At 64.5% G+C, this 15,527-nt stretch carries 9 protein-coding genes; 8 read left to right on the top strand and 1 reads right to left on the bottom strand.

The window, feature by feature from the left end:
* Positions 1–7 precede the first annotated feature (7 nt).
* The gene (aceE, locus tag ACLFRM_RS00365) at positions 8–2,665 is read right to left on the bottom strand and encodes a pyruvate dehydrogenase (acetyl-transferring), homodimeric type (RefSeq protein ID WP_410753587.1); all 2,658 of its coding nucleotides are present in this window, start codon (positions 2,663–2,665) and stop codon (positions 8–10) included.
* 328 nt (positions 2,666–2,993) lie between these two features.
* Here aceE and ACLFRM_RS00360 point away from each other — a divergent pair, with 328 nt between their 5' ends.
* The 8 genes from ACLFRM_RS00360 to ACLFRM_RS00325 all read left to right on the top strand — a co-directional run.
* The gene (locus ACLFRM_RS00360; RefSeq protein ID WP_410753586.1) at positions 2,994–4,229 is read left to right on the top strand and encodes an argininosuccinate synthase; all 1,236 of its coding nucleotides are present in this window, start codon (positions 2,994–2,996) and stop codon (positions 4,227–4,229) included.
* Between the two features lie 266 nt (positions 4,230–4,495).
* Positions 4,496–7,213, top strand: coding sequence for an EAL domain-containing protein (locus ACLFRM_RS00355; protein WP_410753585.1), 2,718 nt, complete (start codon positions 4,496–4,498; stop codon positions 7,211–7,213).
* A 128-nt stretch (positions 7,214–7,341) separates the two neighbouring features.
* Positions 7,342–10,080: an EAL domain-containing protein gene (locus ACLFRM_RS00350; protein ID WP_410753583.1), complete on the top strand. Its 2,739-nt coding sequence runs from the start codon at positions 7,342–7,344 to the stop codon at positions 10,078–10,080.
* 82 nt (positions 10,081–10,162) lie between these two features.
* Positions 10,163–10,546, top strand: coding sequence for a lactoylglutathione lyase (gloA, locus tag ACLFRM_RS00345; RefSeq protein WP_410753582.1), 384 nt, complete (start codon positions 10,163–10,165; stop codon positions 10,544–10,546).
* Positions 10,547–11,079: 533 nt separating this feature from the next.
* On the top strand, positions 11,080–12,093 hold the full coding sequence (locus tag ACLFRM_RS00340; protein ID WP_410753581.1) for an ArsJ-associated glyceraldehyde-3-phosphate dehydrogenase: 1,014 nt from the start codon (positions 11,080–11,082) through the stop codon (positions 12,091–12,093).
* Positions 12,094–12,123: 30 nt separating this feature from the next.
* Positions 12,124–13,353: an organoarsenical effux MFS transporter ArsJ gene (gene arsJ, locus ACLFRM_RS00335; protein WP_410753627.1), complete on the top strand. Its 1,230-nt coding sequence runs from the start codon at positions 12,124–12,126 to the stop codon at positions 13,351–13,353.
* A gap of 89 nt (positions 13,354–13,442) precedes the next feature.
* Complete coding sequence (locus ACLFRM_RS00330; protein WP_410753579.1) at positions 13,443–14,693, top strand: amylo-alpha-1,6-glucosidase; 1,251 nt, start codon at positions 13,443–13,445, stop codon at positions 14,691–14,693.
* Positions 14,686–15,527, top strand: an 842-nt coding sequence (locus ACLFRM_RS00325) for an HAD-IIB family hydrolase (protein ID WP_410753578.1), incomplete at its 3' end; no start/stop codon positions are given. The genes ACLFRM_RS00330 and ACLFRM_RS00325, both read left to right, overlap by 8 nt.

The following is a 15,527-nucleotide window of genomic DNA, read 5'->3' as shown; positions in this document are numbered from 1 at the left end:
GCAGGTCTCAGCGCTCGATCGGCGGGGCGCAGTCCGGATCGATGCCGTACTTCTCGATCGCCTCGTTCACCTTGGCCGCCGGGATGCTCCCCTCGTCGGCCAGCGCCTTGAGCGCGGCGACCACGATGTGCGCGGCGTCGACCTCGAAGAAACGGCGCAGTGCCGCACGGGTATCGGAGCGACCGTAACCATCGGTACCCAGGGTGGTGTACGGACCGGGCACGAAGCGACGGATCTGGTCCGGGTAGGCCTGGATGTAGTCGGTCGCCGCGATCACCGGGGCCTCGCGCTCGGCGAGCGCGCTGGTGATGTACGGCGTCTTCGGATCGGCATCCGGGTGCAGGCGGTTGTGACGCTCGCAGGCCTGGCCTTCGCGGGCCAGCTCGGTGAAGCTCGTTGCCGACCAGACGTCGGCGGCGACCTTCCACTCGTCCTCGAGCATCACCGCGGCGGCCTCTGCCTCGCGCAGGATGGTGCCGGAGCCCATCAGCTGGACGCGTGTCTTGACCTTCTTGCCACTCTTGCGCAGGCGGTAGGCGCCCTTCAGGACCCCGTCCTCGACGCCCTCGGGCATGCCTGGGTGCGAGTAGTTCTCGTTCATCGCCGTGATGTAGTAGTAGCAGTCCTGCTTTTCCTCGACCATCGTCTTGAGGCCGTCACGGATGATGATCGCCATCTCGTAGCCGTAGGTCGGGTCGTAGACGCGGCAGCTCGGCACGGCGGAGAACATCATGATGTTGTGGCCGTCGTTGTGCTGCAGGCCCTCGCCCTCGAGCGTGGTCCGCCCGGCGGTCGCGCCGATCAGGAAACCGCGCGCGCGGATGTCGCCGGCCAGCCAGGCCAGGTCGCCCACGCGCTGGTAGCCGAACATCGAGTAGTAGATGTAGAAGGGCACCATGGCCTCGCCGTAGTTGGCGTAGGCGGTCGCCGCGGCCAGCCAGGAGGACATCGAACCGGCCTCGTTGATGCCTTCCTGCAGCACCTGACCGTTGGCCGCCTGCTTGTACCAGGCGACCTGATCGCTATCGACCGGCTCGTAGAGCTGGCCGGCCGGGTCGTAGATGCCGACCTGGCGGAAAAGGCCCTCGAGACCGAAGGTGCGTGCCTCGTCCGGGATGATCGGCACGACACGCTTGCCGAGCTTCTTGTCGCGCAGGATCATCGCGAGGATCCGGCCGAAGAGCATGGTCGAGGACATCTCGCGCTCGCCGGTGCCCTTGAGGATCATGTCGAATGCCTTGAGATCCGGCGCGGGGATGCTCTCGGCCCGGTCGACGCGTGCCGGCAGGTAGCCGCCCAGCTCCTTGCGACGCCCGTGCATGTACTTGATCAGCTCGTGGCTGTCGTCCGGCTTGTAGAACGGCACGTTCTTCTCGAGCTGCTCGTCCGAGATCGGCAGGCCGAAACGGTCGCGGAAATACTTGAGGCCTTCGTTGTCGAGCTTCTTCTGCTGGTGCGCCGTCATGGCGCCCTCGCCGAACGGCCCCATGCCGTAGCCCTTGATGGTCTTGGCGATGATGACGGTCGGCTTGCCCTTACAGTCGTTGGCCGCCTTGTAGGCCGCGTACATCTTGCGCGGGCTGTGGCCGCCGCGGGTGAGCGAGAAGATCTCGTCGTCGGTCATGTTCTTGACCAGCTCGGCGGTCTCCGGGTACTTGCCGAAGAAGTGCTCGCGGACGAACGCGCCGTCCTTCGCCTTGTAGGCCTGGTACTCGCCGTCGGGGACTTCCATCATGCGCTGGATCAGCTTGCCGGACTTGTCGCGGGCGAGCAGTTCGTCCCAGCCCGGCCCCCAGATGACCTTGATGACGTTCCAGCCGGCGCCGCGGAAGCTGCCTTCGAGTTCCTGGATGATCTTGCCGTTGCCGCGGACCGGGCCGTCGAGGCGCTGCAGGTTGGCGTTGACCACGAACACCAGGTTGTCGAGCTTCTCGCGCACCGCGAGGCCGATCGCGCCAAGGGATTCCGGCTCGTCCATCTCGCCGTCACCGAGGAAGGCGTAGACCTTGCGGCTGTTGACCTTGCCGAAGCCGCGCGCCTCCATGTACTTCATGAAGCGGGCCTGGTAGATCGCCATCAGCGGGCCGAGGCCCATGGAGACGGTCGGGAACTGCCAGAAGTCGGGCATCAGCCAGGGATGCGGATAGGAGCTCAGACCATCCTTGTGCGCCTCCTGGCGAAAGTTGATCAGCTGTTCCTCGGTGATGCGGCCTTCCAGGTAGGCCCGGGCGTACATGCCCGGGGCGACGTGGCCCTGGAAGAACACCATGTCGGCGCCTTCCGGGTGATCGTGGCCCTTGAAGAAGTGGTTGAGCCCGACCTCGTACATGGTCGCGCTGGACTGGTAGGAGGCGATGTGACCGCCGACCGAGTTTTCCTTGTTGGCGCGGACCACGATCGCCATCGCGTTCCAGCGGATCAGGGCGCGCAACCGCTGTTCCATCTGACGGTCGCCGGGGTATTGCGGCTCGTCTTCGGGCGGGATGGTGTTGATGTAGGGGGTGGTCGCGGCGTACGGGGTGTCGATACCGTGCTGGCGTGCCAGCTCGATCATGTGGCCGATCAAGTGTCGGGCCTTTTCCGTGCCTTCGAAGCTGACGACCGCCTCGAGCGCGTCAAGCCATTCCCGGGTTTCCTGCGGATCCTGATCGATGTAATCGGTCACAAGCACTCCTCAAAGCTGTCGTTGGGCGCGTTCGAAACCCTCGCAAACAGCGTTCTGGCGGGGTTTCGATGGTCGCGCCGGACCAAAATTTGCGCCTCATTATGCGTGATTCCGCCGACTTTTCCTATGTTCGGGCGCATGGCGGAGCCGTTTGATGCTGCGTCGAAGGTCGCCGCCGGTGGCGGAGGGCACAGTCCTGATGGCACTCTTGACGGTGTAATCGTGGGATTGAAAACGCCCACGCCCTGTCACGGCGTGTCGCTGTCTATATAATGCGCGGTCACGCGTCCGACAAACCGCAAATCCAAATCGAATTTCAGGAGTTCTGATGAGCAATCCCGCGGCCCCCAAGAAGCTCGGCAAGGTGGTACTGGCCTACTCCGGCGGCCTGGACACCTCGGTGATCCTCAAGTGGCTGGAAGAGACCTACGACTGCGAGGTGGTCACGTTCACCGCCGACCTGGGGCAGGGCGAGGAGCTCGACCCGGCGCGCGAGAAGGCCGAGAAGATGGGCGTCAAGGAGATCTACATCGACGACCTGCGCGAGACCTTCGTCCGTGACTACGTCTTCCCGATGTTCCGCGCCAACGCCATCTACGAGGGCGAATACCTGCTGGGCACCTCGATCGCCCGCCCGCTGATCGCCAAGCGTCTGGTGGACATCGCCCGGGAGACCGGCGCGGACGCCGTCGCCCACGGCGCCACCGGCAAGGGCAACGACCAGGTACGTTTCGAGCTCAATGCCTACGCGCTCAACCCGGAGATCCAGGTGATCGCCCCCTGGCGCGAGTGGGATCTCAACTCCCGAGAGAAGCTGATGAACTACGCGGAGTCCCGCGACATCCCGGTCGACTTCGCCGCGGCCGGCAAGAAGTCGCCGTACTCCATGGACGCCAACCTGCTGCACATCTCCTACGAGGGCGGCAACCTCGAGGACCCGTGGTGGGAGCCGGAAGAGGAGATGTGGCGCTGGTCGGTCAGCCCGGAGCGCGCCCCGGACGAGGCCACCGAGATCGTCATCGGCTTCGAGAAGGGCGACCCGGTCTCCATCGACGGGGAGACACTCTCTCCCGCCGCGCTGCTGGAGAAGCTCAACCAGCTGGGCGGTGCCAACGGCATCGGTCGACTCGACATGGTGGAGAACCGCTACGTCGGCATGAAGTCGCGCGGCTGCTACGAGACCCCGGGCGGTACCATCCTGTTCAAGGCGCGTCGCGCGCTCGAATCGCTGACGCTCGATCGGGGTGAGGCGCACATGAAGGACGAACTGATGCCCAAGTACGCCGAACTGGTGTACAACGGGTACTGGTTCGCACCCGAGCGCGAGATGCTGCAGAAGGCGATCGACGCCACTCAGGACAACGTCAACGGCGACGTGCGCCTGCGCCTGTACAAGGGCAACGTCATCGTGGCAGGTCGCCAGTCGGACAACAGTCTGTTCGACCCGGCCATCGCCACCTTCGAGGACGATGCCGGCGCCTACGACCAGCGCGATGCCGAGGGCTTCATCAAGCTCAACGCCCTGCGCCTGCGCATTGGCGCCAAGGCGGGCCGCCGGGGCTGACCTGGCGAGAAGGCGCGCTCCGAATGCCGGTAGCAGGGACTGAATGCCGGCAGCAGGGACTGGCCGCCCCGATAACCCATCAGGGTATGTTCCACCAGCAAGGGATGACTGGTATGCAGCGTGTCGCAAACCGCAGGAGGCTCGGCGCCAGCAGGGAGAGGCTGCCCGCAGGGCGGGTCGAAACGTGGGTCACGACCCGCCTTTTCCGTTCCCCTCGTGTGTCAGGCGGCGGACTTGGGGAGCGAACGAACGTAACGCGGTTGACGATGCTGCTGGTCTTGCCTTTCGTCCTCGCCTTTCTGCTCGGCGGGCCGTCGCCTGCCCAGGCCCAGTCCTGGGCAGGCGAGGACCGGCTGGTCACCATCGGCGTCCTCACCATCACCAGCAAGGAAGAGGCGCAGGCCCGCTGGAATCCCACCGCCGACTACCTCAGTGATCGCATCGATGGTGTCCGCTTCGAGATCCGGCCGCTCTACCTCCAAGAAGTCGCTCGCGCGGTACGACAAGACGAGTTGCACTTCGTCCACCTTCAACCCCTGCAGTTCGTGCAGTTGCGAGCCGAACACGGGCTGAAGGCACTCGCCACGCGGGTCATCGAGAGCGGTGGGCGGCCGACCGATCGCTTCGGCTCGGTGATCGTGCGCCTGAGTTCCCGGGAAGAGATTCACGATCTGTCCGATCTGAAAGGGTCAATCGTCGCCGGCGTCGCGCCCAACGCCCTGGGGGCCTGGATACTTGGCATGGAGGAGTTCGAGCGGACGGGGCTTTCGATCGACGAGGACATCCTCCCGCTGTATGTGGGCCTGCCGATGGACAACGTGCTTGGTTCGGTGGCCGCCGGCCGGGCGGATGCCGGGGTCGTGCGAGCCGACGTGCTTACGCGAGCCATCGAGGCCGGGCGTTACGCCCCCGACACCTTCACCGTGCTCAACCCGGTCAGCGAGCCGGGCTATCCGCACGCGCTTTCCACCCGGCTGGTGCCGCAATGGCCCCTGGCAGCCACGTCAAAGGCGCCCGTCGAGTTGCGTGAACAGGTGCGCGACCTGTTGCTCGCCATGCCCGCCGACTCGGCCCCCATCCGTGCCGCCGGGCTGACAGGCTGGACGCAGGCGGTGGACTATGGCGATCTGCAGGCGCTGGCGGATCGCTGGTTGACTCCTCCGGTCGGCGTTGTCGAGTGGCTACGTGCGCACTGGTGGGTGGTCCCGGTCGGCCTGAGCCTGGTCCTGGCACTTCTGCTGGGGCAGCAATCGCGCGCGCGGGTTCTGCTCTCGCGGCGGGAACGCGCACATCGGGCCGCGTTGACCGCGATGCACGATGCCGTCATCACCCTGGACGGGGAGGGGCGTATCCAGTTCCTCAACCCCTCGGCCGAGCGTCTGCTGCCGGAAGACGTCGAACCGGAGCAGGCCAAGGGGCAGCGGTTGACCGACGTGTACGCGCTGATGATGCGTCATGACACCGAGAACTTTTCACTGGCCGGAATGCTCGATCAGCTCGCGAGCCGACAGTGGGTGGAATACGCCGTCATCCTCGCCCACGGCTATCCACGCCGGGTACTCAACCTCACCGCTGCACGCATGGACAACGCCGGTGGCGGGACGCAGCCGCGCCGGCTGGTCGTGTCGATGATGGACATCACGGAGCTCGACGAGACCAGCCGCCAGCTGGCCTATCGCGCCGCACACGACGAACTCACCGGTCTGCTGACCCGGCGCCACTTCATCGATGCCATCGACGAGCGTCTCCGCTTCAAACGGCCGGACCAGCCGATCGAGGGCGCCACCCTGCTTTGGCTGGATATCGACCACTTCCGGCTGTTGAACGAAGGTGGTTCGCACCGTATGGGCGACGAACTCGTACGTCGCCTGGCGGGTTACCTGCGCGTGGTGTTGCCGCCGAATACGCCGATCGGCCGCCTGGGTGGTGACGAGTTCGGCATCTACCTGCCGACATCGGCCGGCGAGGGTTGGCCCGAACGCATTCTGGAGGCGATCCGCGATTTCCGGTTCGACGGAAATGGCCGAACGCTGCGTACGTCGGCGAGCATCGGTGTGCGCCACCTCGCGCCCGGCGGAGGCTACAACGCCGCCACCGTGATCGAGGAGGCCGAGTCGGCCTGCATGACCGCGCAGAATCTCGGGGGCAACCGCCTGGTGGTGTTCGAGGAAAGCGGCAGCGAGCGTTCGTTGCGGCAAACGGATCTGGCGGAGCTCAATCGGCTCAAGGAGGCCGTCGAACAGGACCGGTTCGTGCTTCACGCGCAGGAGATCCGCTCCATCGGGGCTGCCGAGAACACCCACACGAGGCTCGAGGTACTGCTAAGGCTGGCCGATGAATACGGCAACCTGGGTTCGCCGGCCCCGCTGATCGAGCTGGCCGAACGCTTCAATTACATGCCGCAGGTCGATCGTTGGGTGGTGCGTCGCGCGATCGAGGAGTTGACGACATACCGCCGTGACGACGACACCCCCCCGGCGCGGTTGATGATCAATCTCTCCGGTCAGTCGATGAGTGACGGCGAGTTGATCGGCTTCGTGCGTGAAGAATTGCAACGCAACGAAATCGACCCCACGTGTCTGTGCTTCGAGATCACCGAAACGGCCGCGATCTCGAATTTCGATCAGGCGGTCGAACTGATAGCCTCCCTACGTGAGGTGGGGTGTCAGGTGGCCCTGGATGATTTCGGCGGCGGACTGATCTCGTTCGAGTTCCTTCGCCATCTCAAGCCGGATATCGTCAAGATCGACGGCAAGCTCGTCCGCGACCTGGAAGATGATCGCGTCGCGGCGGTGATCGTGGAGTCCATCCACGATGTCGCACGTGTCATGGGCGCTCGCACCGTTGGCGAATGGGTCGAGACGACGGCAACGCTGGGTCAGCTGGAATTGATCGGGGTGGATTTCGCCCAGGGCTACCTGCTCCACCGGCCCGAACCCCTGGCCGAACGGCTTGCCCTCGAACGCAGCACATTGACCGACTGAACGCCGTGTCTTGTGGTGGCGTTGGACCGGCCGGACACGGGCCGGTCGATCGTCCGCTGCCTCGACCTGCCGTTAAATCTCCTTTCCTTACAGCATGGACGCCAAGAACCACTCAAAATGATGATCGCATGTCCAAGAGCGGCGAGGATGCCCGGGTGATCGCGGATCGCGCCCGGTCAGCGGTTCTGTCGGCGACCAAGTTGCTGTCGGCGGGCGCCCTGTTGCTGGTGGTGCTGTGCTCCAGCGTGTCGGCCCCATCTGTGGCCGCGGAACGCGCCACGAACCCCGGCGATGCGACCACGGTACGGGTGGGCGTGCTTGCCTATGCGGGCAAGAGCGAGGCGCGGGAACGCTGGCAGGCGACCGCCGATCATCTCAGCGAGCGGAACCCGGGCTACCGTTTCGTGATCGAGCCGCTGTTTCTCTCGGAGCTGCAGCACGCCTTCGTGCGTGGGCAGCTGGATTTCGTGCTGACCCAGCCGTTGCAGTTCGCCGAACTGTCGCGCCTGGGTACCATCTGGCCGTTGGCGACCCTGGTGATGGAGGCCGACGGTCAGGCCCTGGAGCAACTTGGCGCAGTGGTGTTCACCCGCCAGGGGGCCGGTTTCGACACGCTGGATGATCTGGTCGGCGGCCGCGTCGCGGGCACGAGCCCCAATGCGCTCGGCGGCTGGCTGCTCGGGATGCAGGCACTCGAGAACGCCGGGCTGGATGTCGGGCACGAGATCACCCCGATCTTCACCGGGTTGCCGTTGGAGGCCGTGGTGGACGCGGTGCTCGACGGGCGGGCCCATGCGGGAGTCGTCCGCGCGAGCTTCTTCCAGCGATACCTCGAGGCTCATCCCGACAGCCGCCTGATGCCGATCGGCAAGGCAAACCGGAACGACTTCCCATTTCCCAGCAACACGCCGCTGGTACCCGAGTGGCCCTTTGCCGCCACCGACAGCGCACCCACCGAACTTGCCGCCCGCGTCGCCCGACAGTTGATCGCGATTCCCGAGGATGCCGGCGCGGCACGGCAGGCCGGAATCGTCGGCTGGCGCACCCCGCTGGATTATTCGGTGGTCAATCGGTTGCGTGACAAGTGGCTTCCTGAATCCGTCTCGTTAGGTTCGATCCTGCGCCACTACTGGCACTACCTCGCGCTGATGCTGGCCGCCATGCTGGCGGTGTTTGCCTGGCAGGCCAGACGGTCGACGCGGCGGCTGAGTGCGGAGAAGCGTCGGTTGCGTCGAGCGTTTTCCGGCCTGCACACCGGGGCGGTGCTCACGAACGCCGAGGGTCGAATCCTGTTGACCAATCACGCCGTCGGTGCATTCGCCGATCCGCTCCTTGAGGGATGTCTCGTCGGTCGTACGTTCTGCGACGCCTTCGACCTGCGTATCGAAGGGCTGTCATCGCGATGTGCTTTCAACGAGCTGGTCGAGCAGGTCGAGACCCGCGAGACCCGGTCGGTGGATGCCCTGGTGGAGCGGGACAACCAACGCTTCGACGTGAACCTCAAGATCAGCCGCCTCGAGGCCGAGGGGGGTGTCCAGTTGCTGGTGTCGATGCTCGATGTCACGGATCTGCGTTCAGCCAACGCGCTGCTGACCTACCGGGCGACCCACGATCGACTCACCGGCGTGCTCAATCGCGAGGCGATGACGGAGTTTCTTTCCCAAGCGATGCCGGGCAGGGCGATGCTCAACCAACCGGTCCACGCCAGCTGCCTGATCTGGGTCGACCTCGACGAGTTCCGGCTCCTGAACGAGATCGGTAGCCGGGAGCTGGGAGACCACATACTTGCCTCGCTGGCCAGTCACTTCTCGCTGGAACTGCCCTCGGACGCGGTGCTGGCACGCATGGGAGTCGACGAATTCGCCATCTGGATGCCGCTTTCCAGCCGGGACACCTGCGCGCTGGTCGCCCGGGAGGTGCTGGAAATCATCCATGCGTTCCGGCTGCCGGACGAGCACCAGCACCTGCGGCTGAAAGCGAGTGTGGGCGTGACCCGCATCGACAGTGACGACCTGCTTGCCTCACGGCGACTCGAGGATGCCGAGCGCGCCTGCCAGAGTGCCCAGAGACTTGGTGGGGATCGCGTCGTGCAGTTCTCGGGCGAGGATACCGAGTTGCTCGAACGCGAGCAGCAGATCGCACGCTATCACACCTTGCGCGCCGCCATCGCCGACGACCGCCTCGATCTCGCCGGTCAACGTATCGCCCCGGTCGACCCAACGCGAACGACGATCCACGAGATGCTCTTGCGGGTGACGGATGACGACGGCCGGATGCGTTTTCCCAGTGAGTACATCGAGATCGCCGAGAAACATCATGCGATGGGTGAGATCGATCGTTGGGTGATCCGACGGAGCTGTCGTTGGCTCGCTGAACAGGACGCGCGTGGCGGAACGGTGAGCATCAATCTTTCCGGCCACTCGGTCCAGGACCCGGAAATGGTCGATTTCATCCGCCGGGCGCTGGTTGAATCCGGCGTCGACGCGAAACGGGTGATCTTCGAGATTACCGAAACGGCTGCAATTCTGAATCTCGATCAGGCCGAGCGACTCATAGCCGCGATGCGCCGTCTCGGTTGTCGCTTCGCCCTCGACGACTTCGGGGGCGGCTTCCTTTCCTTCGAGTACCTGCGCCGCCTCGACCCGGACATCGTCAAGATCGATGGCCGGCTGATCGACGACCTGTCGCAAGACCCGGTTGCCGCGGTGATCGTCTCGGCGATCGTGCAGGTCTCCCGCGTGATGGGGGCCCAGACGGTGGCCGAGTGGGTGGAAACCGACGAGCAGTATCGACAGGTGGTGGAAATGGGGGTCGATTACGTGCAGGGATTCCTGTTGCACCGCCCCACGCCGTTGGGCGTCCAGTAGACCGCGCGGGATTGACTCGCGAAGAACGGATCGATCGTCTAGAGTCTCGCGCCCCATGTCAACACTCAGCTGGAGACGATCCATGCGCATTCTGCACACCATGATCCGCGTCAGTGACCTGGAAAAATCGCTCGCCTTCTATACCGACGTGCTCGGCATGACGCTCCTGCGACAGCAGGACTATCCGGCCGGAGAGTTCACCCTGGCGTTCGTCGGCTACGGAGACGAGAGCGAAACGGCGGTGCTCGAGCTCACCTACAACTGGGGCGACCACAAGTACGACCTCGGCGATGGGTATGGTCACATTGCCATCGAGGTTGACGACGTCTACGAGGCGGCGGAAAAGATCCGCGAAAAAGGGGGCAAGATCCTGCGCGAACCAGGCCCGATGAATGCCGGTTCCACCATCATTGCCTTCGTCGCGGATCCGGACGGTTACGCGATCGAGCTGATCGGTGCGAAGTGAAGCGCAAGATGGTCGCTGTCAAGGCTTGACACCGGTTATTTTCCACATCAACGAGGCGTAACCGCGGTTGCGCCTTTTTCGTGCACGACGAATCAGTCAGTTAGCGCGGAACAGTGCGTAACATGTTGTTTTAAAAGGTTCCGATTGCGGCGGGCACCGGGGTGGCGAAAAATTAGCCAATGGTGTCGTCCGCCTTGTGCAATCGTGGATTCTCGGGTTCTTCCACATAGTTATCCACAGTTTCTGTGAAAAACTTCATGGCCACTTTTCGCCCCCATTCGGGACAGGATGTCAATGGCGTGGAGCCACCAGGGGCCAGACCTCCCGGTGGCGTGGGGCGACGGTTCATGATGGCCGGATGAACAAATCGGGGATCGGTGTCGGTGCCGCCCGTGCAAGCCGACCGACATGTCCCTGTCATAATCGACGAGTACGCTTTGAAATATGTCTATTTCCATATACGTTCTCCGGCCGGTAGCGGCCGTCAATCAATTGGCCGGCAATAGCCTGGCCGCCAACGGGAGACGATCCACATGACGCTGCGCGTCGGTATCAACGGTTTCGGGCGCATCGGTCGGCTCGCGTTTCGCGCGCTGACCGATCGGCCGGAACTCGATCTCGAGGTCGTTCACATCAACGAGACGGCGGCCGATGCCGCCTGCATGGCCCACCTGACCGAGTTTGACTCGGTCCATGGTCGATGGCGGCAGCCGGTTGTCGGGGAGGGCGACACGCTCACGCTTGCCGGTCGCACGATCCGGTTCACGCAGAGCGAGTCGATCGAGGGTATCGACTGGCGCGGGTCGGGGGTTGATCTGGTGATCGAGTCGACCGGGCGATGGCGTACCTACGAGGAGATCACGCCGCACCTGGCGCAAGGGGTTGGGCGTGTGGCCGTGGCGGCGCCGGTCAAGCACCCCGAGGTACTCAACGTCGTGATGGGCGTGAACCACGAACGTTTCGACGCCGAGCGCCACCGCATCGTTACCGCGGCCTCCTGCACTACCAATTGCCTGGCGCCGGTGGTCAAGGTGCTGCACGAGGGCCTGGGCATCGAGCGGGGCACGATGACCACCATGCATGATCTGACCAACACGCAGGTGGTGGTCGACAAGGGCGACAAGGACTGGCGCCGCGCACGGGCCTCGTCGATGTCGCTTTCGCCGACCACCACCGGCTCGGCGAAGGCCATCGGCGCGATCTTCCCCGAACTCGACGGGCGGCTGAACGGGCTGGCCGTCCGGGTGCCGTTGCTAAATGCCTCGTTGACCGATTTCGTCTTCACCCCTGGTCGTTCCACCACGGCCGATGAGGTCAACGAGTTGCTGCGCACCGCCGCCGAAGGGCCACTGGCGGGCATCCTCGGTTTCGAGACCCGCCCGCTGGTATCCGTGGACTACACCAACGATCCGCGCTCGTCGATCATCGATGCACCGTCGACGATGGTGATCGACAAGGATCTCGTGAAAGTGCTGGCCTGGTACGACAACGAGTGGGGCTATGCCCAACGGCTGGTCGAGCTCGTCTCGATGATCGGCAGGCCCTGAGCAACCCCCGGAGTCACCATGCCTCTCGCCATGAACCAGGCGCTGCGCCACTACCTCACCATCACGGGCAACTACTGGCTGTTCACCCTGACCGACGGCGCGATCCGCATGCTGGTGGTGCTGCACTTCTACCAGCTTGGTTATTCTCCGTTCGAAATCGCGATGCTGTTCCTCTTCTACGAGTTCTTCGGCATCGTCACCAACCTGGTCGGTGGCTGGCTGGGGTCGCGCATCGGCCTGAACCGGACCATGCAACTGGGAACCGGCCTGCAGATCGTCGCCTTGCTGATGCTGACCGTGCCCGATGCCTGGCTGACCGTTGTCTACGTAATGGTCGCCCAGGCACTGTCAGGCATCGCGAAGGACCTCAACAAGATGTCGGCGAAGGCCGGGGTCAAGCTCGTGGCACGCGAGGGCAATGCCCAGCTGTTTCGCTGGGTCGCCTGGATCACCGGCTCCAAGAACGCGCTGAAGGGCGCGGGGTTCTTTCTCGGTGCCGTGCTGCTTGCCGTACTGGGCTTCCAGGGGGCGATGGGGCTGCTGGCCGGCATGCTCGTGGTGGGCTTCCTGATGACACTGACCCTGCCGGGCGGTTTCGGTGCGATCAAGGAGAAGACGGGCTTTCGGCAGATGTTCTCCCGCGAGCCGCTGATCAACTGGCTGGCCGCGGCACGCCTGTTCCTGTTCGGCGCCCGGGACGTGTGGTTCGTGGTGGCCCTGCCGGTGTTCCTGGTCTCGATCGGCTGGGATTTCCACTGGGTGGGGGCCTACCTGGCCCTGTGGGTGATCGGCTACGGTGTGGTCCAGTCGAGCGCGCCGTGGTTGCTCGGGGCACGACGGTCGGGGGGGCGGGGCGGTCCGGGTGCGCGCACCGCCGTCGCCTGGAGCTTTGCGCTGGTCCTGCCCCTGGCCGCGCTACTGCTCACCATTGCGTCAGGCCAGACCGCCGGATGGATCATCACGCTGGGCCTGGCGTTCTTCGGCGTGGTCTTCGCGCTCAATTCGGCCACTCACTCGTATCTGGTGTTGCGCTACTCGCCCGACGTGAAAGCCTCGCAGAACGTTGGCTTCTATTACGCGGCAAATGCCGGTGGACGCCTGCTGGGCACCGTGCTCTCGGGGGCGAGCTATCAGTGGCTGGGCATTGCCGGCAGTCTGGGCTTCGCGCTGGCCTTCGTCGTGATCGCCGGGCTTCTCAGCCTGCGACTCGTCGCACTCGAATCGAACCTGGACCAGGAAGGGGCGCGCGCGGTGGAGTAGCGGCCGATCGTTGGACATTTGACGGCTTTTGCGCCTCGACCTTCTACACTCAAGTGCGTGACGATGAGTGTCAGAGATTGGTCAGGACCATGACGGAAGCATCCCAAACGCGCAAGGAAGGTCTGGAACACGCGATGGACCTGGTCCGCCAGTGTGCGACCGATGACGGGTTCCTGGCCTCGCCGACCCAGCGCGACAACTATCGACGTGTCTGGGCCCGTGACGGGGTGATCATCGGCCTGGCCGCCCTGATGACCGGGGAAGAGGCCCTGGTGGCCACGATGCGCAAGACGCTCGAGACACTGAAGCGCCACCAGGGTCCTCACGGAGAGATCCCCAGCAACGTCGACACCGGCACGCAGCGGATCAGCTACGGCGGCACCACCGGACGGGTGGACGCCGATCTCTGGTTCGTCATCGGCTGCGCCGAGTACTGGTGTGCCACCGGAGACGATACCTTCCTGGAAGGGGCCCTGCCGGCACTCGAGCGGGTACGTTTTCTCCTCGGGGCGTGGGAGTTCAACGACCGCGGCCTGATCTACGTCCCGCAGACCGGCGACTGGGCCGACGAATACGTCCAGTCGGGTTACATCCTCTACGATCAGCTCCTCTACCTGCAGGCATTGCGTTCGTTCTGCCGTGTGCACGATCATCTCCATGGCTCGGCGGACCATCAGTTGAAGGACCGCGCCCTGCGGCTGTTCCACCTGATCCGCGGCAACTACTGGTTCGACGGCGACGAGCCGGCCGACGTCTATCACGAGGTGCTCTACGAGAAGGGACGCAAGGCAGCACCACGTCGTCGTGACCACTACTGGATGCCGTTCTTTTCGCCGACCGGCTACGGTTACCGCTTCGATGCCTTCGCCAATGTCCTGGCCAACCTGTTCGGCGTGGCCCAGGACCGGCAGAGCGAGCAGGTGGATGCATATATCGCGAAGATCACGCCGAAGGCCATGCCGCTACTGCCGGCCTTTCACCCCATCATCGAGCCGGTGGACCGGGACTGGGAAGATTTGCAGATGATGTTTTCGTACACCTTCAAGAACAGGCCGTACGAGTTTCACAACGGCGGGCTCTGGCCGATGCTCACCGGCTTCTATGTCGCCGACCTGACCCGCCGTGGACACAGCGGAAAGGCCCGACGCCACCTTGACGCGATTCACGCGGCCAATGCCCTGTCGATGGATGACGAGCCGTGGTCCTTTCCGGAGTTCGTGCATGGCCGGGAACTCACACCGGGCGGCACGCGCTGTCAGGGCTGGAGCGCGGCCGCCGCGGTAATCGCCCATCACGCCCTGCAGGGAGAAGCGCTTTTCAGGATCGACGACGATGAGTGATCTGCTGGTCTGTACCGATCTCGATCGCACGCTGATACCCAACGGTCGCCAGCCGGAATCCTCCGACGCGCGCGACCTGTTCCGGCAACTGGTCGAGCGGCCCGAGGTGACCCTCGCCTATGTCAGCGGTCGCGACAGGCGGCTGCTCGAATCGGCGATCGCCGAATTCGCGTTGCCCACCCCGGATTTCGCCATCGGCGACGTCGGCACGACGATCTACCGCATCGACGACGGCGAGTGGCATGCCTGGGATGCCTGGGGTCAGGAAATCGCGCCGGACTGGGCCGGAAACGACCGCAACGCGCTTGCGACGATGCTCGCGGATTTCGAGGAGATCGAGTCCCAGGAACCGGAAAAGCAGAATACCTACAAGCTGAGCTATTACGCCCCGGCGAACATCGACGGAGAGGCGCTTGCCGAGCGGATCCGCGCACGCCTGGCGGATGCCGGGGTACGCAGCAGTGTCATCTGGAGCATCGACGAGATGGCCGATGTCGGGCTGGTGGACGTCCTGCCTGCCGGTGCAACCAAGGTGCACGCGATCCGGTTTCTCCAGTCACACCTGCACGCCCCCCATGCCCGGACGGTCTTTGCCGGCGACAGCGGCAACGATCTGCCGGTCCTGACCAGCGGTCTGCAGGCGATTGTGGTCGCCAACGCCCGGGAAGAGGTCAAGCAGGCCGCCATCCGTGTCGCCGAGGTGCGCGGCACCGCAGCCAACCTGTACGTCGCCCGTGGCGGGCTGCTGGGAATGAACGGCAACTACGCGGCGGGCATTCTCGAGGGGATCGTGCATTTCATTCCCGAAGCCCGCACATGGCTGGAAATCGCGTG

Origin of the sequence: Guyparkeria sp. (assembly GCF_046540515.1) — a bacterium.
Taxonomy (GTDB): domain Bacteria; phylum Pseudomonadota; class Gammaproteobacteria; order Halothiobacillales; family Halothiobacillaceae; genus Guyparkeria.
This window is presented reverse-complemented; position numbering and strand designations above follow the sequence as displayed.